This window comes from Phyllobacterium sp. TAF24 (genome assembly GCF_052113785.1).
In the GTDB taxonomy this organism is placed as follows: Bacteria; Pseudomonadota; Alphaproteobacteria; order Rhizobiales; family Rhizobiaceae; genus Phyllobacterium.
Window position 1 is genome coordinate 38,507 of the sequence record NZ_JBFRDN010000032.1, and the last position, 24,920, is coordinate 63,426.

Annotated in this window: 17 protein-coding genes and 1 pseudogene; 10 read left to right on the plus strand and 8 right to left on the minus strand. The window is 53.0% G+C overall.

Annotation, left to right across the window (positions count from 1 at the left end; translation table 11 throughout):
* Positions 1-32: 32 nt before the first annotated feature.
* Positions 33-905 carry a carbohydrate ABC transporter permease gene (locus AB4Y96_RS21915; protein ID WP_441919877.1) on the minus strand — a complete coding sequence of 291 codons (873 nt, stop codon included), beginning with the start codon at positions 903-905 and terminating at the stop codon, positions 33-35.
* Positions 898-1,803 (minus strand): carbohydrate ABC transporter permease, encoded by a 906-nt coding sequence (locus AB4Y96_RS21920; protein ID WP_441919878.1) that lies wholly within the window; start codon positions 1,801-1,803, stop codon positions 898-900. The genes AB4Y96_RS21915 and AB4Y96_RS21920 overlap by 8 nt, the downstream gene beginning before the upstream one ends.
* Before the next feature lie 221 nt (positions 1,804-2,024).
* Here AB4Y96_RS21920 and AB4Y96_RS21925 point away from each other — a divergent pair, with 221 nt between their 5' ends.
* Both AB4Y96_RS21925 and AB4Y96_RS21930 read left to right on the plus strand, forming a co-directional pair.
* Complete coding sequence (locus AB4Y96_RS21925; protein ID WP_441919879.1) at positions 2,025-3,209, plus strand: glycoside hydrolase family 88 protein; 1,185 nt, start codon at positions 2,025-2,027, stop codon at positions 3,207-3,209.
* A gap of 57 nt (positions 3,210-3,266) precedes the next feature.
* Positions 3,267-4,310 carry a LacI family DNA-binding transcriptional regulator gene (locus AB4Y96_RS21930; RefSeq protein ID WP_441919881.1) on the plus strand — a complete coding sequence of 348 codons (1,044 nt, stop codon included), beginning with the start codon at positions 3,267-3,269 and terminating at the stop codon, positions 4,308-4,310.
* Between the two features lie 30 nt (positions 4,311-4,340).
* Here AB4Y96_RS21930 and AB4Y96_RS21935 read toward each other — a convergent pair whose 3' ends face one another.
* On the minus strand, positions 4,341-5,237 hold the full coding sequence (locus AB4Y96_RS21935; RefSeq protein WP_441919882.1) for an NAD(P)/FAD-dependent oxidoreductase: 897 nt from the start codon (positions 5,235-5,237) through the stop codon (positions 4,341-4,343).
* 210 nt (positions 5,238-5,447) lie between these two features.
* Between AB4Y96_RS21935 and AB4Y96_RS21940 the strand changes: the two genes are divergently transcribed.
* Entirely contained in the window at positions 5,448-5,909 is a 462-nt protein-coding gene (locus AB4Y96_RS21940) for an Rrf2 family transcriptional regulator (protein WP_091885766.1), read from the plus strand.
* Between the two features lie 78 nt (positions 5,910-5,987).
* On the opposite strand, the gene AB4Y96_RS21945 is transcribed toward AB4Y96_RS21940, so the two are convergent.
* The 4 genes from AB4Y96_RS21945 to AB4Y96_RS21960 are packed head-to-tail and all read right to left on the minus strand — an operon-like array spanning position 5,988 to position 13,573.
* Positions 5,988-6,476, minus strand: coding sequence for a hypothetical protein (locus AB4Y96_RS21945; protein ID WP_139210513.1), 489 nt, complete (start codon positions 6,474-6,476; stop codon positions 5,988-5,990).
* A gap of 4 nt (positions 6,477-6,480) precedes the next feature.
* Positions 6,481-11,175, minus strand: coding sequence for an RHS repeat-associated core domain-containing protein (locus AB4Y96_RS21950; RefSeq protein WP_441919883.1), 4,695 nt, complete (start codon positions 11,173-11,175; stop codon positions 6,481-6,483).
* Between the two features lie 8 nt (positions 11,176-11,183).
* Positions 11,184-11,585 carry a DcrB-related protein gene (locus AB4Y96_RS21955; RefSeq protein WP_175540731.1) on the minus strand — a complete coding sequence of 134 codons (402 nt, stop codon included), beginning with the start codon at positions 11,583-11,585 and terminating at the stop codon, positions 11,184-11,186.
* A gap of 32 nt (positions 11,586-11,617) precedes the next feature.
* Positions 11,618-13,573, minus strand: coding sequence for a type VI secretion system Vgr family protein (locus AB4Y96_RS21960; RefSeq protein ID WP_091885885.1), 1,956 nt, complete (start codon positions 13,571-13,573; stop codon positions 11,618-11,620).
* A 445-nt stretch (positions 13,574-14,018) separates the two neighbouring features.
* Here AB4Y96_RS21960 and AB4Y96_RS21965 point away from each other — a divergent pair, with 445 nt between their 5' ends.
* Positions 14,019-16,352, plus strand: coding sequence for a tetratricopeptide repeat protein (locus tag AB4Y96_RS21965; protein ID WP_441919885.1), 2,334 nt, complete (start codon positions 14,019-14,021; stop codon positions 16,350-16,352).
* A 180-nt stretch (positions 16,353-16,532) separates the two neighbouring features.
* Here AB4Y96_RS21965 and AB4Y96_RS21970 read toward each other — a convergent pair whose 3' ends face one another.
* Complete coding sequence (locus AB4Y96_RS21970) at positions 16,533-17,072, minus strand: hypothetical protein (RefSeq protein WP_441919886.1); 540 nt, start codon at positions 17,070-17,072, stop codon at positions 16,533-16,535.
* Positions 17,073-17,586: 514 nt separating this feature from the next.
* On the opposite strand from AB4Y96_RS21970, the gene AB4Y96_RS21975 reads away from it, so the two are divergent.
* The 6 genes and pseudogenes from AB4Y96_RS21975 to AB4Y96_RS22000 all read left to right on the plus strand — a co-directional run.
* Positions 17,587-19,290 (plus strand): ABC transporter substrate-binding protein, encoded by a 1,704-nt coding sequence (locus AB4Y96_RS21975; RefSeq protein WP_441919887.1) that lies wholly within the window; start codon positions 17,587-17,589, stop codon positions 19,288-19,290.
* Positions 19,291-19,313: 23 nt separating this feature from the next.
* Complete coding sequence (locus AB4Y96_RS21980; protein ID WP_091885750.1) at positions 19,314-20,276, plus strand: ABC transporter permease; 963 nt, start codon at positions 19,314-19,316, stop codon at positions 20,274-20,276.
* Between the two features lies 1 nt (position 20,277).
* Entirely contained in the window at positions 20,278-21,225 is a 948-nt protein-coding gene (locus AB4Y96_RS21985) for an ABC transporter permease (RefSeq protein ID WP_091885748.1), read from the plus strand.
* A 7-nt stretch (positions 21,226-21,232) separates the two neighbouring features.
* Positions 21,233-22,210, plus strand: coding sequence for an ABC transporter ATP-binding protein (locus AB4Y96_RS21990; RefSeq protein WP_441919888.1), 978 nt, complete (start codon positions 21,233-21,235; stop codon positions 22,208-22,210).
* Entirely contained in the window at positions 22,207-23,178 is a 972-nt protein-coding gene (locus tag AB4Y96_RS21995) for an ABC transporter ATP-binding protein (protein WP_441919889.1), read from the plus strand. The genes AB4Y96_RS21990 and AB4Y96_RS21995 overlap by 4 nt, the downstream gene beginning before the upstream one ends.
* 534 nt (positions 23,179-23,712) lie before the next feature.
* Positions 23,713-24,920 (plus strand): annotated as a pseudogene (locus AB4Y96_RS22000) (hypothetical protein); the annotation flags it as partial.

A 24,920-nucleotide genomic window follows, 5' to 3' on the forward strand; every position in this document is an offset into this window, starting at 1 on the left:
CACAGGGGCGAATGGTGCTGGATCGATATGCATCATCGTTTCATTCCTGTTGTGGCAATGCCTTCGATCAACAACCGCTGAAAAGCGATGAAGAGAATGAAAATGGGAAAGACTGTCAAAGTGGACATGGCGAAGAGCGCACTCCAGTCCGATTGCGCCGTTGAATCGACAAAGGAACGCAAACCGAGCTGAACCGTGTAGTTCTGGATGTCATTAAGATAGATAAGAGGCGCAAAGAAATCGTCCCACGTCCAGATGAACGAAAACACGGCCGCCGTAGCCAAGACAGGGCCCGATAGCGGCAGGATGATTTTGAAGTAAATCCGCCAAGGGCCACAACCATCCATAATGGCAGCCTCATCCAATTCCCTCGGCAATCCGCGAAAAAACTGCACCATGAGGAAGATAAAAAACGCGTCGATTGCCAGAAACTTCGGCACGACGAGCGGCAGGATCGTATTGACCCAGCCCAGCTTCAGAAACAGCACATATTGCGGTATCAGCACTGCATGCTGCGGCATGATCAGCGTGCCGAGCATCAGGGCAAACCAGAAGTCGCGCCCGAAAAAGCGGAGCCGGGTAAAGGCATAGGCTGCCAGTGAACAGGAGATGAGGTTTCCAATAACAGCCAGAACGGAAATAAGCAGCGAATTGAAGAAAAGCCTGCCAAAACCGCCGCTTAATCCATTCCATCCACGCACATAGGCATCAAGTGTGATCTTGTCAGGCAGCAGGGAAACCGATGTGAAAATCTCATCATTCGGTTTGAACGAACTCGAGACCATCCACAGCAATGGATAAAGCATAACAAGGCTCGCCGCCGTCAGCAGGCAGTAAGAGAGAACGCGCTTGGAGCTATGGACCAAGCCCTGTTGGCGACCGCGAGACAAACTTGCTTCAGTCATCGTAATGCACCCAATATCTGGCGGACAGGAAGGACAAGGCCGTGAAGAACGCGATGATGATGACGAGGATCCAGGCGAGCGCCGAGGCGTAGCCAATATGCAGATTGACGAAGGCTTCCTGAAACAAATAGAGCGTGTAAAACAGTGTGCTGTCGATCGGTCCTCCATCGCCGCCGCTTATGACAAATGCTGACGTAAAAGCTTTGAAGGCATCGATTGTCTGAATCACCGCATTGAAAAAGATAACTGGCGTCAGCAAAGGCAGGGTAATTTTGAAGAACTGCCGAGCCCGGCTTGCACCATCAATGCTCGCAGCCTCGTACATGTCCTGAGGGATCTGCCGCAGTCCGGCCAGAAAGATGATCATGGACGATCCAAACTGCCAGATTGCGAGCAAAACCAGAGTATAGAGTGCTGTGGACGGGCTCGAAACCCAGCCTGGCCCATCATATCCAAAAAGATATTCGAGACCTCGGTTCAAAAGACCATCGCGGGAAAAAATCTGCCGCCACATGAAAGCTATGGCAACAGTACCGCCCAACAGCGATGGCAGGTAGAAAATTGCGCGGAACACCGCAAGGCCACGCAGGCCTTTGTTCAGGGCCACAGCCACAGCCAGCGCGAAAGCCAGTTTCAGCGGGACAGATAAAAGCACGAATGTGAAAGTGACGTTCATCGCTGTCCAGAAGCGCGGGTCATCGGAAGCGATGCGGATATAGTTCTCCATGCCGATCCACTGGGGCGGAGCCATGAGGCCATAATCGGTGAAGGACAGGTAGATTGAGGTGGCAATCGGTCCCACGGTAAGCGCGAAGAACCCGATCAACCAGGGGATCAGGAAGCTGTAACTCGCAACCTGCCTGCGAAATCCGGACCCAGCTAGACCGCGTGCCATCATTGGGTACAGCCCGCCAACCAGAGATAGGAACACGAAAGTTTTAGGAAAAACTTTCGTTGTTTTTTCGCCAACTCCACGTCATCCTCCCTTATATACATTGCGAAACTCCCGTTTCCGCGCTTCGACACTGTATGTTTCACGAAAAAATGTCAAACGAAAAAATGTAATTGACGAAACTTACGCTTAATGCGAAAAATAAATCATATTAAAAAGGAACAGCCATGAAGATGCCCACGGACAATTATTTCGCAAATGCCTTACGCCCAGCGAGCCTTAATCGCGCAGAGCATCAGATCGCTCTGGAGCGGTGCATTGGCAAAGTTCGCGAAATTTTGCCTGTGATCGGGGTACGCAATCCCAAGATTGGGATTGATAATCTCAAATGGTCCTATTGCGCACCCGGAGATTGGGTTATCAGTTTCATGTCGGGACAGCTCTGGTTGGCGCTTCAACTGACTGGTGATCCGATTTTCCTCAACGCTGCACGCGCCCGACGCCCGGCTTTCCGCGATATATTGCGCAATCGCCGATCACAAAACCATGATCTTGGATTTCAGTTTTCTCTGAGCTGCGTTGCGGACTGGCGCATGACTGGTTCAGGAGAGGCGCATGATATGGCACTGGATGCGGCACGCGGACTTGTTTCACGCTATTGTCCGCGTGGACGCTATATTCAGGCGTGGAATGCTCTCGCCAAACAGGATATGACCCGCGCAAAATTCGTTGCCGGTCGTATGATCGCCGATACCATGCAGAATCTGGCGCTCCTGTATTGGGCATGGGGTGAAACAGGAAATGCGGATTTTCGCGACGCGGCAGATGGCCATGCGGAAACGACAGCTCAGTATCTGGTTCGGCCTGATGATACGAGCTTCCATACGTTTTTATTTGATGTCGTTACCGGTGAACCAATCCGCGGCGAAACCCATCAAGGTTTTGCCAACGACTCCTGCTGGTCACGGGGGCAGGCATGGATGATCCATGGCTTTGCACAGTCCGCACGCACAACGGGAAACAGCGCCTATCTGGATATTGCAAAGCGACTGGCTCTGAAGGCCGGAGCATTGATGGGCAATGACGATGTGCCCGTCTGGGATTACTCTGTAACGGACGCAAATGCACCACGGGATAGTTCAGCTGCCGCGATTATGGCGGCCGGTATCTATATAATAGCCGGTCTGAGTGATGAGACCGAGTCCATTCGCTGGAAATCGCAAGCCGATCGTCTCATGAGCGGCCTATTGCGCACCTGCGATATCAGTGGAAACCCCGAAGCTGAAGGGCTTCTTGCTCACGGCGCGGCGCACGTCACAGCTGGCTATTCGGATACGATGCTTCCTTATGGCGACTACTATTTCATGGAAGCTTTGATGCGTTCGCTTGGCCATACAGACTTCTTCTGGTAGTCGGGATAGATCGAGTTAAGACGCTTTCGCCGCCCAAGTGGGTTTGGATACCACAATATGACAGATAAAACGGAAGCTGCCGTCACACTTCAGGATATAGCGAATGCGGCCGACGTGTCGGTCGCTTCCGTCTCCAAGGTGCTGAACAATCGGCCCGGCGTTGGCGAAGAAAGCCGACGGCGCATCATCGGCATCGCCGACGAAATGGGCTATCAATCCCGTGCTTCACGCGGGCACTCTGCTGCCAAATCCAGAGACATCACAATTGTCACACCGGGAGAGTATTACTCGAACTCCCAGTTTTATGGCGATGTCATCCGAGGCGTACTCGACGAAGCAAAATCCCAAGGCGTTGAAGCCAATGTCAGGCTGATTGCTCGTGATTTACCCGAAGCTGAGTCCGATATTGCCAAAATTCTGGGAGATACAGTTACCAGCGCCATTCTGCTTGTTGGGCTCGACTATCCCGAGATTATCGAGCGTATTGTTCAAAGCGGATTTCCGACTGTCATCGTCAATGGTACTGATCGCTCGATGCGATTGAGCAGCATAACACCGGACAACAGGTCCGCCGGTTGGCTGGCCACATGCCATTTGCTTGATGCGGGACATCGCAACATTGTGCACGTTACTTTTCCGCATCGCTCATCATTGATCAGGCGCATGGACGGCTTCAGGGACGCGCTGGAGGAAGCAGGTATCCAGTTCGACCCCGCGCGTCATGTTCTGGATCTGAACAAAGAAGGTGTCCGTGACTTTGAAGCGGCACTTGCCATAAAGCAGGCATTGAAAGCCGGGCGGCTTGCCGACACCACCGCTTTTTTCTGCAGCACCGATCTTGTCGCTCTTGGCGTCATGGAGGGCTTGAAAGAATCTGGCTATTCAGTGCCGGGTTCTTATTCGGTCGTCGGTCTCGATGACGTGCCAATCGCACTGTACAGCCGCCCTCCCCTCACAACCATTCGAATAGACCGAATGGAACTGGGGCGGGTTGGTTTCGCCATGCTTCAGGAAAGAATTTCCAACCCATCCTTGAGCGTAAGGCACGTTGACCTTGGGGTCACTCTGATAGAGCGCCATACCGTAAGTTCGCTAATCTGACTGCCAATACTCCGCGTGTTGTTTCAGGACTCAAGTGAAAATTAGCGACTGATGCGCCGCAACGCCTGCCAGTACGCCTGATGCAGATGCGAGAGCCGCGTTCGGCATCGGACTTGCAACATCGCCAGCGGCGTAAACACCTTTCACGGAGGTCAGCTTGAAATCATCCACCTTGATATAAGGTCCCTTGGGGCCATTTTCCAAAGCGCAGCCGAGTTGATGCGGCAGGTCACTGACTATATGCGTTTGCGGCGCGATAAACAGGGCTGAAAGCGGGACCACACGGCCATCGGCCAATCGCATTGCTTCCAGAGTTGGCACCGGCCCAAGCAATTCGACCACGGGAGAGCGTTCGATGCGAACACCTCGGGCCGAAAGTGCAGCGAGCCCATCAGCGTCTGGCTCATGAAGCACTTGTGTAAAGTAGGTTGTTGGTCCCCAATCCGATACGAGCATTGCCTGATGCACCGAGAGTGGTCCCGCAGCCAGAACACCCAAAGCCATGTCGCCATATTCGTAACCATCGCAATAGGGGCAAACGAAAACGGAGCGGCCCCAGCGCAAGTCCAAGCCGGGCACATTTGGCAATTCGTCCCGCATGCCTGTCGCCAGCACCAAACGCGCACTTTGCAAGACTTCCCCACTGTTTAACGTCACGTTGAATGCACCACCCTCAGCAGCGGCGGAAACAGCTTCACCGTTGATGAGTTTTACCGTGGGGTAGCGACCAAGTTCACTACGACCAGTAGCTACGATCTCGCGCGGGCTCTTGCCGTCCTGCCCCAGAAATCCATGCGACGCTTTCGTGAAGCGGTTACGGGGCGCTGCTGCATCAATCAGCGCAACGCTGCGCCGCGCCCGCGCCAACTGCATGGTTGCCGACAATCCGGCAAAACTACCTCCGACGACAATAACATCGAACTTCATTTATCTGCTCCGCTGATATGTATGAGCCAGCCGCATTGGAAAATGCTCACTTCATGACCATGCTGACGCAAGATTTCCTGTGCCTCTGGGAATGACACACTCATCCGTTTCTTGGCTCTCGTCACTTTATATGTTACGATTTAAATCAGATCAAGACCCGTAACTTCTTTTGTTTCGGATGGTATAGCTAAACACAAGGGAGTGCAGCGATTGAGACGCGACAGCCGCCTATCGAGAATGCTTCATGTGCTCATACACATGGATCGGCACACGAAACGCATGACGTCCGAGACCATCGCACAGATGCTTGGAACAAATGCCGTCGTCATTCGTCGAACGATGGCTGGCCTCAAAAAGCAGGGCTATGTCCGCTCCGAAAATGGCCATGGCGGCGGCTGGGAGTTAACGCGAGGTCTCGCCGATATCTCGCTATTGGACGTTTATGTGGCAATCGGAGCGCCACCCCTGTTTGCCATCGGCCCCTCTTCCGATCACCCTACATGTCTTGTAGAGCAAGCGGTTGACGCGGCGCTTGACGACACCTTGCGCAATGCCGAATTGCTATTACGAGATCGGCTCGCCGCAATCACTATTGCCGACCTGGCGTCAGATTTTGATCGGCGATTTGCTACACTTCGTCTGCCTGACGGGATCTGTGCGGCGAAAGCCTGACAGGAAGTTTGGATGACGAAAGTTGCATCGCGTTCGTGTCAGAGCTTCCGAAGAATTTCAGGTTGGCGGTGGTGTACTTTAGTAGATTACAATTTTCCCGTTCGGAATTTTGCCTTTATAACCGCAAGGAAAATGCCCCGTATAATAATGGTAGGAAAGCGACGAGAAGAATCCCGGCTCAACAATGTCGGAATACTCAGCCTCTACACATAAATGAAGAATATCCCATTCGACACAATCCGAAACTGCCTTCGGCAGATTTTCCGAGGTAAGAATACCGCCAATCTTATCCTTGACCAGGGCTTCGGAAAAAGGCTTTACCGTATCGATCACATCGTTCCATAGCTCAAAGCGCTTGGGATCCGCCTTCAACACTCGAACACTCAGATTATTTGCTGCCTCCTGGGTAAAATTTTCCCATGCCGTTGAAGAGCAGCTCTTTATTGCCGCTTTCCAGGAGGCAACATATTCCACAAACTCATTGTCTTTTTGTCCAACGCTCCGGAACCACTCGACCGAGTCGAGCTTATCCAATGTTGCAATAGTTACTGAGCTAGGTTCACGCACGTCTTTACTTTCTTTGATTAATTCGCCCCGGAACTCTCGGTACAGGACTACTGTTACTCAATCCATGTGCCACGCGGTTTTGCTCGGCAACAGATGCGAGATGGTTAACATCGGAGCTTGAATAACCAGAGGATGTCAGCGCATCACGAAGAGCCGTATCGTACTGACCAACCGTCGGCTTCTTGCCATAATCGGAACCACCCTTGCGATATTTATCCCAGAACCCCTCAAGGGATTTGTGGAATTCATAGTGTGGCGTTCCAATATCCTTGAACGCATTGCCCTGCATCGCATTTGCAGCACCTGCACTATGTGGGATGACATCGCGGAATGCTGCATCCTGATTCAAGTGATTTGCCTGCTGGTTTGTACCTTTCAGATTCTTCCGCAAATCGCGATAAGAACCTGTCTGCGGAACACAGGGGACAAGGCCCAATGGGTCAACCCAAGTGCCGGGATTGGCTACATATCCTTGCAGGCGGGAGCCGCCAGAAAGTCCGATTGGGTCAGGTGACAAATATTGTGCGGAATCTGGATCATAGTAACGCTGATGGTTGTAGTAGAGGCCACTTTCCGCGTCTTCCCATTGACCTTGAAAGCGGATGGGACAATCAATGTCTTCCGTTGGTTGATTGTCATTTGCCCCGGGATCATCAGGCCAGAATTGTTGCTGATCAACCTGACCCCAGGTCTGGAACTGGGCGGTCCAGACAACCTTACCACCATCTTCGCTAACAAGTTCACGGGGTGTCCCGGCGTGATCGGTCACCACAAAGTGCAGACTGTCATCCGCTCCCAGCCTTGCCAGCGGCTTGGAGGTACCAGGTTCATAAATCCAGTTTCTGGCCTTCTCCCATGCTACCGTTCCATCCGCATAGACCGGTGCTTCAGCAATCATCTGATTGCAGTCCCATTGGAATGCCGAACCAACGCGATCATGAGGCTCTCTCGTCCCATCGGATTTAAAGCGCCCCTTACTGGTGCCCTTGCCACCTTCAAGCACACGCAACCGTCTTATCCGCCGTCCCAATGCGTCATAGCCATAGCGCCAGATTTCACCGTCCGGCGTCTCGAGTTGAACGAGCCTGTTCTGGCTTTCCCATTCATAGCGCCAGATTTTAGGCCGAAAGCCATCTTCCTCGTAGCGTTTCTCGATGACCCGTCCACGCAGATCGTAGGCATATCGGAAGTGCCCGCGTTTACGCACGCGGCCTCCAGCACCCTGTTCGACCGTCTGACCGGGGAGCGCTTCCTTCACCGATCGCGCCGGATCTTTCCCGCTCGTATAGTCTGCCACCGAAAGATTGTTGCAGGCATCATAACCGAAGCGCTCCATGAACGACGCTCCTGCAAAACGGCTTTGATGGGTCGTCTGGATGATCTGGTTTCGATCGTCATGGCCATAGCGCGTCTCGCCCCACCGCCCATCAACAATGCCAACAAGATTGGCGGCTGGATCCCATTGATAATGACGGTTGACCTTGAGAGCACCCATGATCGTATGCCGCCCCGGCAATCGTTCACGGCCGGGCATACCAGACAATTGGCCCGACACATCTTTAAATGATCCGGCGATCTGTGCCTCAAGCAAACCAGTAGATGAATAGGACTGGGCCTGGGCAAATCCAGCTCCGCTCCGGCGCAGTACCTCAAAACCGCGGGCATCTCTGGAGAATGCCACGGGGTCATGTCCGGCGATCGACAAGGATTGTACCGCACCGGTGCGATCATAAGACAGTTGGAAGCTGGCGGAATCCCCCTCACGAGCTACCCGGCTCAATACCCCCGCCGTGTATCCTGACATAACGGTTCGGCCATTCATTTCTTCTCTGGTCGCCCGCCCCAATGCATCATACTCAAACTTAATGAGGGAATCGAAGTTCTGGGCAGAAATGAGCAAACCCCGTTTGTCATAAGCGTAGTGAGTGCTGATCTTTTTACTGTCCCGAACAACGCTTACAGCCAGAAGCTCATTGCGGACGTTGTAGTCATACAACGTCTCTACGCCATCAGCCGTAAATCGGGATACCGTTCGACCATCCGCATCACGCGAATAGTCTGTCGCAATCCCGCCAAACTCCTTTTCCCTCACAATGCGGCCGGCAGCGTCGATCGTAAGCTCATAGCGTTCCGACTTTGCGTTGACCACGGCGGTCATGCGACCTTCACCATCATATTCGTAACGCAGGCGGTTGCCAAAAGAGTCGGTCGTCACAAGCGGCAGATCAAAGGGCCCAAAGGAAAAATCACGCGCATTCCCGTTGGCGTCGATAAAGCGCGCTGGATTGCCTTCACTGTCATATTCAAACTGTTCACGGCTGCCATCGGCGAGCAAAACTTCACGCAATGCACCTTTTGGATTGAGGGCATCGCGGGTGTAATCAAACCTGGTCTGGTTACCAAGTGCGTCAGTCGCCCAAAGCAATCGACCCTCAATATCATACTGCATGGTCCGTGTATTACCCGCAGCATCCGTAACCGCGCGTGGCCGCATGAAATGATCATAAAAGACACGGCTTTGTCCGCCATTGGGCTGATCAATACGCAGCAATTCACCGCGTTCACCAACCCGCAGAGACGTGGTTTCTCCCACCTCATTGACCATCGCAATCATATTGCCACGATTGTCATAGTGGTACTCACGACTGTTACCTTCTGCATCCGATGCGGATGAGAGCAAGCCATCCGACCCGTACGACCAAGACATTGTCGCACCATCAGCATCCCTCAACGTGACCACATTGCCGATCTCGTCATATTGAAAGGTGGATTTCAGGCCCAGCGGTGTTGTGGTGGAAATAATATTGAACGATACGCCCCATTCGGTGAGCCATTCGTTCCCAAGCGGATCGATTTCTTTCCAGACAAGACCATCTTCATCATAGAAATAGACGGAGGTTGCCCCGAGGCTGTCGGTAAAGCGGGTTATCCGGTTTTTGGCATCATATGCGAAATCACCGGACATATATCCTGATGTGCTGACGATGCTGCTGACGCGGTCTTCTTTGTTCCAGACATAGCTGACATCGCTTGCCTTGCTGTCATGCCAGCGAACGATACGATCATGCTCATCATAGTAATAGCGCAGATACCCACTCTGCGCAGAGCGTACTTCCTCGAGGCATCCATGCGTGGTGTAAGACCACTCGACCATTCGCCTGGTGTCATCAGCAACGCCGGTGAAAACCGATTTCAGCAGCCAGTTCTCGGAATGAACACCAAGTTCAAACCCATCCGAATGTATGACACGAGCAAGGCCATCAGGATCGTAAGTGAACTCCACCTTGTTGCCATTGCGGTCTTCGATGCGCGACAGCCACACACGTCCGAGATTGGCTTCTGCGAAAATGTAGTAGAGCTGCTGCCTGCTGTTCCAGATTGTAAAGGACCGCCGGTCCTCGGAAAAAAGCCGCAAGTGCGGGAAGCGGACATTTTCAGCGTCGATCTGCTCATAGGGAGCATGAAAACTGATAATGACGCCTTCGGGATCGTGAAACTGGACGACACCGCCATCGACATGAAGATGTTGAGTCCAGTTGGACATCCAACCCTTGCCAAGCAGGCCTGCGGCATTGCGCTGACATACCCGCTGAAACACGATCGGAATTGTACCGGGTAAATAAAGGTCAGTGCGCACATCGAAGAACTGGCCAGAGGCCACGTCGGCCGGACAGCCTCTGGTGGTGCAAACACCTGCCGGTTTATTCTCGACCGGATGCGCACGGCTTTGACCCGGCTTTCGTTTGCCACTTGGCAATGGCAGAAAGTTGAGAATGGCCAAACCCGTCCGGGTGATCCGTTTCATCCAACCGACATCGATGTCGAGCTGCTGCGGGTTGGTGTCGAGATCGATTACAATCGTCTTGCAACCATCATTGATAGTACCGTCGCAGGTTGTCTTGTGACCAATATGGGCAATTGCAAGACCATTGGCAAACACGGTCATGTTGCCCTGCGCGATCTTCTGGATGCCGTGATCTTCGCACACAACCTCGTCGGTGATACGCGCTACAGGTTTTCCCTCGAAAGAGACGTTGGGTGACCCTTTGGATATAACCCCTTTATTGGTCCCATATTGTCCAGCAGCCGATGCGAAGCCGGCGCCCAATCCAGCCAACGCCCCTCCAACGGCAGCGGCAGCAGCGAGAACAACAAGTCCTGTGCCGAACGTGGCAACGACAAATATACCAGCCGCCAGCCCTGCGACGGCACCGAGGACAAGCGCGCCAAGCCCCCAACCACTCTCATGAGCAATCGGATGCAATATATGGGCTGGCATCTCGCCATTCTGGGCTATTTTCTGGTAGCCCATGGCATCCATCGCCCAGTTTCCGAGTTTCTCACCGGCCCAAGCACCAACCATCGCACCGGCCAAGCCCGCTGCAACCGGAACGAGCGCTGTCCCCATCGCTGTCGCGCCACCAGCCAATGTCCCTGTCGCCATTGCTCCGGTAACACCGGCATAGCCAACCATGCCCCCTGTGACGGCATAATTGAAGGCGTCGCTCTCGACAAAGTCGAGTGTTGAGTCCCACCCCTTGACTGCATCAGATCGTGCGGTCGGATCGTCGAGTGGCCCCATGTCATAAGTGGGGGTACCAGCTTGTGGCGTATTCGAATTCGGCACACTGGTATAGGAACCGTGCCTGCGACCGGCAGCGACTGCTCCTCCCGTAGCGATGTTGTTAAGGAGAGACACGTTGGCTCTTAATCCTTGCGGTCAACAAAACGAAATGTATGCACCGTGGCAACAAGCTGCTTTTTCTGCGTTTCGGACATCTTCACCGGGCTGGACGCAGTGACAACAATAGCCTTGTTACGCTGCGATATCGTGGTGATGATCTGATGCATCAGCCCCTGCTTGGCCACCCAGGTACATTCGACCTGATGGGCTGGATTGCCGGATATCTGCACCGGAACTTTCTCAACGATAGTGAACTCGTTCAGGGCCTTGGCAGCCTTGCCAAGTTCGGCGTCCACATACTCGTCAAACTGCATACCCCACGGCATTTCCTCGCGGGTAATGGTAAAAGTCAAACCCGCTTCGGAAGTGCCCGTACTTGAAATGATATTGATGGTCTGGTCTTTCCAGCCATCCGGGATTGACATGTATCCCTCGTCGAAATGAAACATCATTCCGCTTATGCTCCGCCCTTGTCTTTGTTCAGATGAATATTGCCGGCAATCTGGTCAATGATGAGTGCATCCAACGTGATAACCGAGCCTGCGTGCTTGATGATGATGTTATTTTTCGTCAGGGTTATTTCGCTGACGCCCACCTTCAGGGTGATCTGGTCATCGGCCGTATAGGTGATAAGCCCAGGTCCAGCCTTGCCAGCTATTGCATTCGCCCCAATGGTATTGGCTTCGGTCTTGCGGGCCAGAGCTATCTTTTCGGAAAGATTACCCTGACCGATGGTTTTGGTTTCGTCACCTGTTTTGACGCTAACCGTCCGGTTGCCCTGCTCAAGTGTCTTGTGTTCATCGCCCTGTTGCAGGGTGGTCGTCCTGTTGCCTTTTTCGACAGTGGTCGATTCATTGTCCTTGATAATCCGGCTCAGATCCTTCTGGGCATGGACGAAAATCTTCTCATTTCCATTGTCGTCATCAAACGACAGCTCATTAAAGCCCTGCCCCTTATGGGTCTGCGTCTTGAACCCGGATTTGGTTTTGGCGGCAGGAAGACCATAGGGCACTTTTTGCCGCTTGTTTGGCACCAGACCTGCTATCACCGGTCGATCCGGATCGCCATCAATATAGGTGACCATGGCTTCCATGCCGATACGCGGTATAGTTTGCGCGCCCCAGCCAACACCGGCCCAGCTCTGCATCACGCGCATCCAGCATGTATCGGACCCATCTCTTTTGGCGCGCCTGTCCCACGGGAACCAGACTTTCACCCGTCCATATTCATCGGGATGGATCTCTTCGCCAGATGGTCCTGCGATAATGGCGACCTGAGTACCGTCAATGCGCGGACGCGCTGTGGTGCGGTGCGGTGTTGCCGGAAGCCGCGCGGGAAGTGCGGTGAAACTATTGGTATAGTCCAGTGACCCATCCTGAACCGTTTCATAGGAATGATCGACCATTTGATGGATAATGGCCGTCACCACATATTCTTCAAACTGGTCGTCAGCGTGGGCGACTTCGTAGGGCTTGAACTTGCGACCGGCGGCAAGGGTTCTGACCGTCGATTCAGCCTCAATCTGCTCATGATCAGATTCCGCTGCCTGCATGCGCAATTTCACTGCCGCTTCATTGGCAGCGCCATCCATCGCCTTGGCCGGATATTCATATAATTCGTACTCGGTATTCTTCGGCAGCGAGACCAGCGAGGATGTCTTGCCACCTTGCGGGTCACTCGGCATTTCAAAGTTCCAGTCACCGCCGGCTCTTTTACCTGGAATGAACTGGAAGTGCTTTTCGAAGCGGGTGATATGGTTCCGGTCACTGGAGCCTGCCGCAAGCCGCACGTCCGTGTCCTGACCTTCCGTATATCCATAGGAATGGCTGGCAATGTGCAGCGTATGCTGACCCTTCTCATGCTCGAACCAGTAAAAAAGACCGTCCTGTTCAAGCCGCCGTGTCAGATAGGCGAGATCGGTTTCATTCCATTGCACCGAATAATGGATGGGAGCCGGGGGAGCAAACACCCCGCCCGTAACCGGCGCCTTGATGCCGTGTTCGGAAAGCAAGGTTTCCGCGACTTGCAAAGTCGTCTTGTCCAACCAGATGCGGCAATCGGAGCGCTGCGAGAGCAGCCATAGTTCAGGACGGATTGTCAGCCTGTATGCGCGAAGTCCGCGCGACACGGGAGGACCCTCCATCAGTCCGGTCACCAGACCGTTCCAGTACCGGCGTTCCCCATAAGCAATTTCAACGGACAGATCAGCCGTCTTGCCGACAATCTCGTCTGGTTTGACATCCAGTCGTTTAGACTTAACGACAACTTCGATTTCGAACAGGCCGTTGATCTTTTCCTGTATCTGCGACTTTTCGGGAAGAAGTACATCCTCACCCAACGGCGTAGACAACCGCAAGAGTCGATCAGCCTGCTCCAACCCTGCTTCTACGAACTGATATGCCTCTCCAGACATCGGATTGCTACCCCCGTTTAACTGGCAGGCTGGAACATAGCCGCATCTTCCCGTTGTGCCAAGCATGCGGTTGCATTTCTTTCCGCCGCCCTTGGCAATCAAAAAAGACGCCCATTCTGGAACACCAAGATGCTTTTTTTCAAACCGATCAACGGTGAGGAAAATGCCAATAAAGTTTGACGGGCACTAGCTCGCAAACCGGATATAGATGTCAGAACTTCATTCTGATGATTACGGCCAAAACCGCGCTTTGGCAGACATCGATGTCGGATCATGAGTTAAGACAAGGATTGCATCGCGCTTACTGGATAGTTGATAGCCCCTCAGCGTCCAATTCGACCAACCAAAGGCCGCCGCATAGTGCGTTTACACTATAGCTCCCGCTTTTGAAGTCGAGTGAACTCTTGATACAATGTGAGTTCTGACCTGCAGCGGGGATTATCCTATGAAACGCGTGTATGCAGCCGGTTTCGGAATAGTTGTGCTTTTGTCCACAATTGCTCTGGCGGACGAGAAAAAGCTTCCGGGCGATCCAGCGCAGGACATCTACGAATTGAACACGATTATCCGTGTTGATCCTGCAAATGCCCTCGCCTACGGCCACCGTGGTAATGCCTATCTGGAGATGGGAAAATATGATGAGGCGATCGCCGACTTCAATCAGGCAATCAAGCTCAATCCCAATTTAGTCATAGCTTACCACAATCGCGGGATGGCCAGCTTCCGCAAAGGCGACATGGACGCCGCACTGAAGGACTTCGACAAAGCAATAGCGTTCGATCCCAATCACGCCATCGGCTATAATAGCCGGGGCGGAGTTTATATGAAGTTGAATAATTTGGATAAAGCACTTTTAGACTTCAATCAGGCAATCAAACTCGACGGAAAATATACAGTGGCCTACAGCAATCGCGGACTGACGCGATTTAAGAAGGGTGAAGTTGATGCTGCGATTGCTGACTATGACCATGCGATTGAAATCGATCCGTCACAGTCATCCCTCTATAATGATCGAGGAGCTGCCCGATTTTATAAAGGTGAAGTTGATAAAGCTCTTGTAGATTACAATCAGTCGATCAAACTCGATCCCAAAATCGCGGAAACATATGGCAATCGAGGAACAGCCCGGATTAATAAGAAAGATTTTTCGGGTGCAATGGAAGACTTTGATATCGCAATCAAACTCAATCCAACCCTTGCGAGCGCTTATGCCGGCCGGGGTTTTGTTTTTACTGAACGCGGAGTTCTGGACAAAGCGGCTTCCGATCTAGATCAAGCAATCAAACTTGATCCGAAATCTGTTGCCGCTTACAGGCATAGAGGAACTCTCCGGATAAAACTGGGTGATTTTAACGGTGCCCTGGATGACCTCAATGAGGCAATCAAGAGCAACCCCAACGATGCGGTGCTCCACAATAACCGCTGTCTGGGTCTTTGGGAGCAAGGCAAACTGGACGATGCTTTGAAGGATTGCGATCAAGCAATCAAGATTAACCCAGAATATGCCGGTGCATACAACAATCGTGGACTGATCCATATCAAACGCGGGAAACTTGATAAGGCGATTGATGATTTCGATCTGGCAATCAAATTCGATTCAAAAGATTCCAATACCTATTACAACCGGGGTGCCGCTCATAAATCAAAAGGGGATCTGGACAGGGCCTTAGCCGACTATGATCGGGCCATCAAACTCGATTCCAAAAACGTGAAGGCTTATAAAAATCGCGGAATTGTTCACATCGAAAAGAAGGATTTTACTGGCGCTATTGCCGATTACGATAATGTAATCCAACTCGAAACGACCGACTCCAACGCATATGTTGGTCGCGGGTTTGCTTATGCACAAGTCCGGAATCTAGACAGGGCGCTTTCAGATCTGGATCAGGCCGTCCAACTGAACCCACAATCTGCGGTAGCTTACAAGAACAGAGGATTTGTCCGCATTAGACTGGGTGATTTCGACGGGGCACTGATTGACCTCAACGAGGCAATTGCACTCGATCCAACGGATGGCACATCCTATTACTATCGCGGTAAGGCTGGTTTCGAAAAAGGAACCATCGACGAGGCCAAGAGAGATTATGACCAGGCCATCAAGCTCGATCCTCAGCTCGCGGACGCTTATAGGAGTCGCGGGCTGATCCGATTTAAAGGCGGCGATGTCGATGGATCAATCGACGATTATAATCAGGCCATCAAGCTCGACCCGAAGAATTCAGATTCATATGGCTTTCGTGGCGATTCTCGCCTTGTCCTGCGCGATATTGACGGCGCGATTGCCGATTATGGGCAGTTGATAGAACTTCGCCCTGATTATCAAACAGCTTACAACAACCGTGGATTCGCTTTCTTAAAGAAAGGAAATGCGGACGCTGCAATAGTGGATTTCACAAAAGCCATCAAACTTGATCCAAATTACGTGGAGGCATACAGCGGTCGTGCTCATGTTCGGCTAAGCAAGGGCGCATTCACCGACGCATTCGCTGATCTGATTGAGGTCGTCAGACTCAATCTTGGAAGCGTGCCCACAGAACTCTCGCTCGCTGCCGAAAGCATTAAGACTGACGACGCCGACCACGATATCGCTGAATTGAACGCATTGCTGGAAGCAGACCCGCAGAATGTTTCCCTCTATTTCAGGCGGGCAATTTTACAAGGCGTGAAGGGAAATCTCAACGGAGCCCTGTTTGATCTCGATGCGGCGCTCAAGATCAAACCGGAATACAAGCCCGCACTATCCTTGCGCGATCACCTTTGGGGTACAAGGAGCAACTAAAGGACATTTGGGACGTTCGGGCAGATCTTTCATGCTTAACCGTGAGCCGGAAAATCAACCCCATCAGGATCATAATGGGGTTGATCAATGCTGGTTCGTTCGTAAAGCTATTTGCAGTGGAACAGACCCTGTTTAAGCACAGTCGGCTTTAGTTCAAACTGAAGGAAAATACGTTTTTTACTATGGTCTCAGAGCTGCCAGGAACCAGATCCAGCGGTAATTCTCATCCGTGTTGGTTGATTTTGGCAGTTGATCGTAGGGCCAAACGACATAGAAAGGGCCACGATCCGCATCGGTCAGCACTCTAAATTCCTGATCTTTTGTACACGTGGCTGCCAGTCTGTCAGCGTCCACACAATCGACCTCAGTCGCCACGATAGGATCGAAGGATTTGATTTCCTTCGTCTCCAGCTTGGCTTCGAAGCCATCAAGTGCAACACCTGTAACGGTCGCGGCATCTGCTGAACCATACTTGGAGAGGATATCCTTCAACGGAGCGCCACGATAGCGGCGTTTCTCGCCATTGGTCCATGGCGTAACTGTTTCCAAGGTCTTGGACGGGAATGCCTTACCCAGCTCTTCAACGGTAAAGGTCGCTATAGGTTTCCCCGCTTCCTTCTCAATGGTTAATACGCTCGGCGTGTTTTGCGCGGCGTTTACCAGGGTGATACCCGAGATGAGCATGAGGGAGGCAGCAATCGGAATTGTATAATTACGCATGGACGTTCCTTTTGGTCAGTTAGAAGGAGTGATCCAAACTCCCGATAAAGGAGTGGATATCGCCAAAGCATCGTTCGCTACATGGAACTTGCGTCCTCTTTAAATGGACGATGCTTTGGCGGAAGCGCAGATGTTGATGACCTCTTCCCCAGATGATTCATTCGCCGCCAGTTATCCCGGTCTTATCGAATCTATTCAACCCCAACTTTATATATGACCCGGAGTAGACGAGAGGCGTAGGTGAAACTGTCATTTCCGAATGGGCGTGGGGGCGAGAAGATTTTGCTCAATCGGTCTCAAAATGGGTACAGTTCACTTTGTACATATAATCTGTCGACCTATGCTCCCCTGATCAATTTGAGGGTGACATATGAGATTTTTCACAATGGGACTAGTCGCGGAACAGTTCGGATTTAACGCACCGGTTGAGGCTGTTCATACTGATGAACACCTCCGGTTGACTTTCATTTCGCGGGTGGGCAGGTTCCACCTTCCCGTCATGAAGGATATCGCTATGCGCTTCCATGATCTGATCCCGGTCCGCCGTCGCCAAACCAGCCTTGTTTCCCTCGCATTGATCATTGGCGCCCTTGCCTTCAGCCCGTCCGCACAAGCGGATGATGTGCTCCCGGATGGCACCACGCCCGCCACGGAACTTTCATTGATCCCGGCCGTCGCCAAAACACGCAAGGATACTGTAGTGGGAGCGATCAGTTCGCCGCAGGGCATATTCAACCCCTATTTCTTCACCAATGGCTGGGATGAGAATGTCACCGATGTCATCTTCGGTCGGCTTATCAACTATGACAGTCATGGCAAGCTCATCGCCGAACAGGCTGACTCGTGGACTGTCAGTCCGGATGGTCTGGTATATACGTTAAAGCTTCGCCCCGATCTGGTTTTCAGCGATGGCTCGCCTCTGACAGCGGAGGACGTGGCTTTTACCCTGACTGTACTACATGATCCAACCTATGAGGGAGAGACCGATATAACCCCCGCCGCCATAGCTGGTGGAGCCGAATATAAAGCCGGAAAAGCTGATAGTATCTCTGGCCTCAAGGTGATCGACCCGCAGACGCTGCAGGTTACCGCCACACAACCGGGCGCTAAGACGCCGTATCTGATCGGTGGACCCGTGCTTTCCAAGGCGCATTACGGCAATGGCTTCGCGCGTGGCAAGCTGGATGGTATCCGTGCTTTGGGTAATAATCCGCTTGGTGCCGGTTCATATGTTTTCGACAAGTATATTCCGGGACAAGAAGTGCGGTTTCACGCCAACCCGCATTATTTCCGCGGCAAGCCTGGCGTTGAAAACTTCATCTACCGTATCACCTCGGATGCCACCAAGCTGCAGTTGTTTCAGACAGGTGAGACCGATTATGACGGCTTTTCGGTCAATCAGGACAACATTGATACGCTGAAGAGCCTCGGCTTCGCTGCTATCAATCTTTACGGCTCCAGCGACTACAGCATGATTGAATTCAACCAGAAGAAACCGGCACTGCAGGACGCCAAGGTGCGCCACGCCCTGACATATGGGCTTGATCGGCAAACACTGGTCAGCGTGGTCTATCAGGGCTACGGACAGGTCGCGACTATACCCGTCGCTCCTATTTCATGGGCCTATGATCCGTCAGGCATCGAACCCTATGCTTATGACCCGGCCAAGGCTGCTGCTCTTCTCGATGAAGCCGGATGGAAAGCTGGACCAGACGGCATCCGCACCAAGGACGGCCAGCGCCTGTCGTTGACGTTGCTGGCAACCAAATCGCTGATCAACGATGCTTTGATCCCGATTGCCAAAGAAAACTTCAAAGCGATCGGTGTCGATCTGGTGCCCGAAGTATCCGATTTCAATGCCATGCTGGCCAAGATGAAATCCGGTAATTTTGATCTGGCGACCTACCGCACGTCAGGCATCAACGACCCGCATGACGGCGTCGAAGACTTTATATCGGCGACTGGAGAAATTGGCCGGCGTGGCTATCATAATGCTGATGTCGATCGGCTTGTCGATGCGGGCAATGCCACAACGGATATCGACAAGCGCAAGGCGATCTACCATGAGCTTTACAAGGTTTTGGCCGAAGATCCGCCGGTGATTTATCTTGCCTATCGCAAGATCCTGTCTGCTGCGGATGGCCGGGTCAACGGCTTCAACCCTGATATCTACAATGGCATAATCTCCAGCCTGCCAAACCTGAAGATCGTGCAGTAACGTCACATGGCGTGCTGCCGAACATGAAAAACTTCATTATTCGCAGGCTGTTGCTGTCGGTGCCGATGCTCCTTGGAGCCTCGGCATTGATTTTCTTTATTTTCGCCCTGACACCGGGCGATTTCATCGACGGCAACATCAATCTGACCGCCGAACGGGCGGCGGAGCTGAAGGCACTTTACGGCCTCGACCGGCCTGTCTTTGACCGGTACTTCGATTGGCTGGGGCATTTGCTGACGGGTGATCTCGGTTATTCCATGCAGTATCAGATTCCAGTTGCCAAACTTCTCAACCAATACATCTGGAATTCCTTCCTGCTGGGTGGAACGGCACTGCTTCTCTACTGGTTTGTCTCGCTGCTTGCCGGAATTACCGCAGCGGTGTGGCCCTATTCCTGGTACGACCGCATTGTGACGCTGGCGATCTTTGGCGCCATGTCCTTTCCGGTCTTCTTCCTTTGCCTGCTATTGATCAAATGGTTTGCGGTTGACCTGCGCTGGCTACCGGTTGGCGGGATGATAAGCACCGGTAGCCAGACAACAGGTTTCGCGTGGGTCATGGAGGTCGCAGCACATATGGTGCTGCCAGTTCTGGTGCTGACTGCGCTGCAGGCCGGAAGCCTGACCCGCTACATCCGCGCCAGCATGCTTGAGGCTCTCTCGATGGACTTTGTACGCACCGCACGGGCCAAGGGATTGAAAGAACGGACCGTCATCTTCAAACATGCCTTGCGCAATGCGATGTTGCCGATGATCACGCTTCTGGGCTTCGAACTGCCCGGCCTGTTCTCCGGGGCCATCGTCACCGAGAAGATTTTTAATTGGCCCGGCGCCGGGCACATTCAGATCGACACACTGGCAGCGCGTGACTATCCGGTGCTTATGGGCTTCACCATGGTTCTGGCCGCTATGACCATACTTGGCAATTTGCTGGCTGATATTGCCTATGCTGCCGCCGATCCTCGAATCCGGCTACGGCGAGGTTAGAATGGTTTCCTTCAATCCTTTCCGCCGAAACCGAACACGTCAGGTCGAACTGCTCGCACTGACCGGGCATCTCGGCTCGACGCGCTCACCGCTTGGTGACGCATTATGGCGGATGCGCCGCAACGCCACTGCCATGACGGCACTGGCTATACTATTGTTGATCGTTCTCATCTGTGTGGTTGGACCATTCGTCAGCCGCTGGGATCTGAACGCCACCGATGCGCTCAGCGTCAACCGTCCGCCAAGCATGAAGCATTGGCTTGGAACGGATTTCCTTGGACGCGATATTATGGCAAGATTGATGTCAGCCGGTCGTATCTCACTGACGGTTGGCCTCGCTTCGGTATTCTTGTCGGTGGTCATCGGCTACATTGCGGGCGCGGTTGCCGGTTACCTCGGGGGCCTGATCGACGCCGTGATTATGCGTGGGGCCGATCTCGTGATGACCATCCCGACGCTGCCCCTTCTCATTATCATTGGTGCCGTGCTGTCCGAATTGAAGGTGCCACCCGATCAGCGCATCTATCTCGTCATCCTCATGCTCAGCCTGCCAAACTGGGTAACGGTGGCGCGCCTTGTGCGGTCCCAGATCCTGTCACTGCGTGAGCGTGACTTCATGATAGCGACGGAGGTTCTAGGCCTGCCATTGCACCGGCGGCTGTTCCACCATCTGCTGCCCAACACGGTACCAATCCTGATCGTGGCAGCGACCATAGGCGTTGCCAGTGCCATCCTGAATGAGGCCTATCTCAGCTATCTCGGTCTTGGCGTGGTTCCTCCAACGCCGTCCTGGGGCAATATGATGGATACTGCCAACAGCTTTGTTGACTTCCAGCGCCGTCCCTGGTTGTGGATGCCGCCGGGCGTTGCAATCTTCCTGACTGTGGTTGCCATCAACATAGTGGGCGACGGGCTGCGCGATGCACTCGACCCGAAGATGAAACGGTAAGCCAAACATGCCCCCGCTTGTCGAATTCCAGAACCTGTCAACCCATTTTAAAACCGATGAGGGCATCGCCCGCGCGGTGCAGGATGTCAGCTTCAGTATTGGCGAAGGCGAAACTGTCGGCGTGGTTGGTGAATCCGGCTGCGGCAAGAGCGTGACAGCACTGTCGCTGATGGGTCTGGTCTCCCGTCCGGCCGGATATATCGCTGGCGGTCAGATCTTATATCGCGGCAAGGACCTTCTCACCCTGAAACCGGAAGCCATGCGGACGATGCGCGGCAACGAGATTGCCATGATTTTTCAGGAACCAATGAGTTCGCTCAATCCAGTCCTGACTATCGGAGAGCAGATCGTTGAACCGTTGATCGAGCATCGCAAGATGCCACCAAAAGCGGCATGGGCAGAGGCAATTTCTCTCTTGACGCGTGTTGGCATTGCCCGACCCGAGCGAATTGTCGAAGGCTATCCGCACCAACTTTCCGGCGGCATGTTGCAGCGCGTGATGATTGCCATCGCCCTTAGCTGTAAACCCAAATTGCTGATCGCGGACGAACCGACCACAGCGCTCGATGTTACTATTCAGGCTCAAATCCTCGACCTGCTCAATCGGCTGAAACAGGATGAAGGTACGGCTTTGATGCTTATCACCCATGACCTTGGGCTGGTAGCAGAACTGGCCGACAGGGTTATCGTGATGTATGCTGGCCGGGTGGTTGAAACTGGCACGGTTCGTGACGTCCTGCGGCACCCCAAACATCCCTACACGCGCGGCCTTTTGGCCTCGCGGCCAGTCCCCGGCCAACGGTTGCGCCGTCTGGTTTCCATTCCGGGTCAAGTACCCAGTCCCGCGCGGCTCCCTGCCTATTGTGCTTTTGCCGAACGCTGCTTTGCTGCGGTCGATATCTGCCGCTCAGGCATTCCGTCGCTGGGCCTAGCGGACGCACCACATCGTGCCGCATGTTTTCTGGCTCAGTCGGGGGCGATATGACCGACGTTTCCGCGTTACTTGAAGTCGAGAACCTCAAGATCCATTTCCCGATCCGCGACGGGCTGTTCGGTCAGGTCTCAGGTCATGTCAGGGCCGTYGATGGAGTAAGTCTTCGGATCCGCCGCGGTACCACTTTCGGACTTGTCGGCGAATCCGGTAGTGGCAAGTCAACACTCGGCCGCGCCATGCTGGGGCTCTACAAGCCGACAACCGGCACCGTACGCTTTCATGGCGAAGACATCCAAGCCGGTGGCCGCAAGGCGCTGGCGGCACTGCGACCGAAAATGCAACTGGTGTTCCAGGACCCTTATGGATCGCTCAATCCACGGGTGCGGGCTGGCGATGCGATCGGCGAAGCGCTTCTGACACATGGGCTGGTCAGAAAAGCAGAGTTACGCGAGACAGTGCTTGAGGTAATGCGCATCTGCGGCCTTGCGCCCTACCAATACGCACGCTACCCGCATGAATTCTCCGGCGGTCAACGCCAGCGTATAGGTATCGCCCGAGCATTGGCATTGAAGCCCGAATTGATCATAGCCGACGAACCCGTCTCGGCGCTTGACGTTTCGATCCAGGCCCAAATCATCAATCTGTTTTCCGACCTCAAGGAGCAACAGGGACTGACCTTCCTGTTCATCTCGCACGATCTGGCTGTTGTCGAGCATCTCTGCGATGAAATCGCAGTCATGTATCTCGGCGTGATCGTTGAGACGGCGAGCCGCAACGCACTTTTCGACCATCCACGCCATCCCTATACCAAGGCCCTTCTGTCAGCCATCCCCGTGGCTGATCCAGACGCGGGCCGCAACCGTGTTGTGCTGCAAGGTGAGTTGCCAAGCCCCGCCGCACCACCGGCCGGATGCCGCTTTCACACCCGTTGTCCATTGGCCGTCGACCGTTGCAGGATTGAGGTGCCGGATCTGCGGACACTCGATAACGGTCATCACGTTGCCTGCCACCTCGCCTGACGTTGCAATAATTATGATCAGGTCGCGTGCATCGTCTTCAGGCTGCCGAGCCAGATATCAGATCATATTGTCGCAAAGATTGTCTGACGGGCACGGCCGCTAAAATTCACTCCGGAATCCCAATAATTGAAAAAAGTATCAGTCTGGCTTTAAACGCAATGTAGCGATCATTGTGATAGAACACTAATCTGCAATCATCCTTTGTAGAAGAAGGTAGATTACAGACGTTACCCACGAATGACTGCGATTTCAGCGTTTGAGCCAAGACATTCGCTTAGGTGCCCGCATTGATCGAAGACCGCTACTCCGATAGTCGAATAGGCTCCAATAGCCGAATTGGGTAGAACGTTACACAGCTGAAGATCTTAGCTTGACTGCGCCTGGTTCCATAACCTCGCAAGGGGGAGGAATCTGTTGTGCGGAGTAAATGCCCGTCAATGACGTGCAAACCACGCACGAAATTTGTCTCAAATCAAATACGCAAAATCGCTCTGCGATTGTTTTGTCACGTAACCCAACTGGATGAATGGAAAATTGCGAAAAGCCTTGAAACCATCCCTGATTATTGCGGCGTCGATCTGGTTTTTGGCGCAGGTGATGTATGTTTCAATTTCCGGGTTCATGACCTTTCAGGACAAGTCACACGCGTTCTCGGCAAAAGCCAATGAAATCGCCGATTGCCTCGACCGCCGCATTACCCAGAATTTTGCTTTCGTCAGATCCTTCGAGATTTTCGCTACTCTATCCGACCTGGAAGCCATGAAAATATTCGGCTCATTGGTGCAGCATACAATGAAACAATACCCACGAATCCGCACGGTGAACTTGTATGAGCTCCCAAAGGACGACAATCCCTTATATGCCAGACGGATGGCAAACTTCCCCGCGGACCAGAACGATGCGGCGATACAGACAATTCTGCCGAAAGTTGTCAACCAGCCCCATGGCACGCTCCGCGCCTTTGCAGATATCAATTTTCCCGGGCAATATATTACGACCGCGCATGCTGAGAATGCCAATTTTCACTATACTATTGTCATGCTTGTCGATGCGGAGGAAATGATCAAGCCGCTGCTTCAGGATGGCTCTCCCAAAATGGAGTGGGATATCGGCGACACCCCCATCATTCGACTGAATGATCGACAGAACGCCCCATTCTCTTTCGAGCTTCAATCCAACAGAACAATCGTTTCAAGCGCGCCCAATATTATGCCGGATGACTCGACAAGATTTTCGGAAAAGACAGTCTTTCACCTGAGTGAAACCGTCAAACTGTATGAACTCTTCACTCTAATAGATTTGATTGTATATTGCGGCCTCTCCACAATCGCGGTGGTAGCCAGCTATTATGCCCTGCATCAGCACCAGCTTTCTCGGCGATTGCAACGATCCGAAGACGACGCACTCAAGCGTGCTGCAAGGTTGGAAAAGGAAACCCGGTTGGAGCATGCAGCCCGTGTTAACGCGGTCGGTGAGCTTGCAGCCGGTATCATTCATGAACTGGCCCAGCCGCTTTCCTCATTGCTCAATCAGAGTCAGGCCAGCCTCAAGACTCTCGAGGAAGGTGAAGCTATGGCACAGACTGATTTTCTGYGGCGAACAATGACCGCTAATATTCGCGAGGCGAAGAGGGCAAGTCTGATACTTAGAAGAATCCGAGACTATATTGTCTACAAAAGCGCCTCCCCGGAAGCCACCGAACTCAACAGTTCAATCTTGGACATTGTTGAAATACTCAATCC

What these genes read in the sequence shown, in the direction of transcription:
- AB4Y96_RS21915 (WP_441919877.1), bottom strand. Translation starts at nt 905, where the DNA reads ATGACTGAAGCAAGTTTGTCTCGCGGTCGCCAACAGGGCTTGGTCCAT.
- AB4Y96_RS21920 (WP_441919878.1), bottom strand. Translation starts at nt 1,803, where the DNA reads ATGATGGCACGCGGTCTAGCTGGGTCCGGATTTCGCAGGCAGGTTGCG.
- AB4Y96_RS21925 (WP_441919879.1), top strand. Translation starts at nt 2,025, where the DNA reads ATGAAGATGCCCACGGACAATTATTTCGCAAATGCCTTACGCCCAGCG.
- AB4Y96_RS21930 (WP_441919881.1), top strand. Translation starts at nt 3,267, where the DNA reads ATGACAGATAAAACGGAAGCTGCCGTCACACTTCAGGATATAGCGAAT.
- AB4Y96_RS21935 (WP_441919882.1), bottom strand. Translation starts at nt 5,237, where the DNA reads ATGAAGTTCGATGTTATTGTCGTCGGAGGTAGTTTTGCCGGATTGTCG.
- AB4Y96_RS21955 (WP_175540731.1), bottom strand. Translation starts at nt 11,585, where the DNA reads ATGTCAATCCCGGATGGCTGGAAAGACCAGACCATCAATATCATTTCA.
- AB4Y96_RS21960 (WP_091885885.1), bottom strand. Translation starts at nt 13,573, where the DNA reads ATGTCTGGAGAGGCATATCAGTTCGTAGAAGCAGGGTTGGAGCAGGCT.
- AB4Y96_RS21965 (WP_441919885.1), top strand. Translation starts at nt 14,019, where the DNA reads ATGAAACGCGTGTATGCAGCCGGTTTCGGAATAGTTGTGCTTTTGTCC.
- AB4Y96_RS21970 (WP_441919886.1), bottom strand. Translation starts at nt 17,072, where the DNA reads ATGCGTAATTATACAATTCCGATTGCTGCCTCCCTCATGCTCATCTCG.
- AB4Y96_RS21975 (WP_441919887.1), top strand. Translation starts at nt 17,587, where the DNA reads ATGCGCTTCCATGATCTGATCCCGGTCCGCCGTCGCCAAACCAGCCTT.
- AB4Y96_RS21980 (WP_091885750.1), top strand. Translation starts at nt 19,314, where the DNA reads ATGAAAAACTTCATTATTCGCAGGCTGTTGCTGTCGGTGCCGATGCTC.
- AB4Y96_RS21985 (WP_091885748.1), top strand. Translation starts at nt 20,278, where the DNA reads ATGGTTTCCTTCAATCCTTTCCGCCGAAACCGAACACGTCAGGTCGAA.
- AB4Y96_RS21990 (WP_441919888.1), top strand. Translation starts at nt 21,233, where the DNA reads ATGCCCCCGCTTGTCGAATTCCAGAACCTGTCAACCCATTTTAAAACC.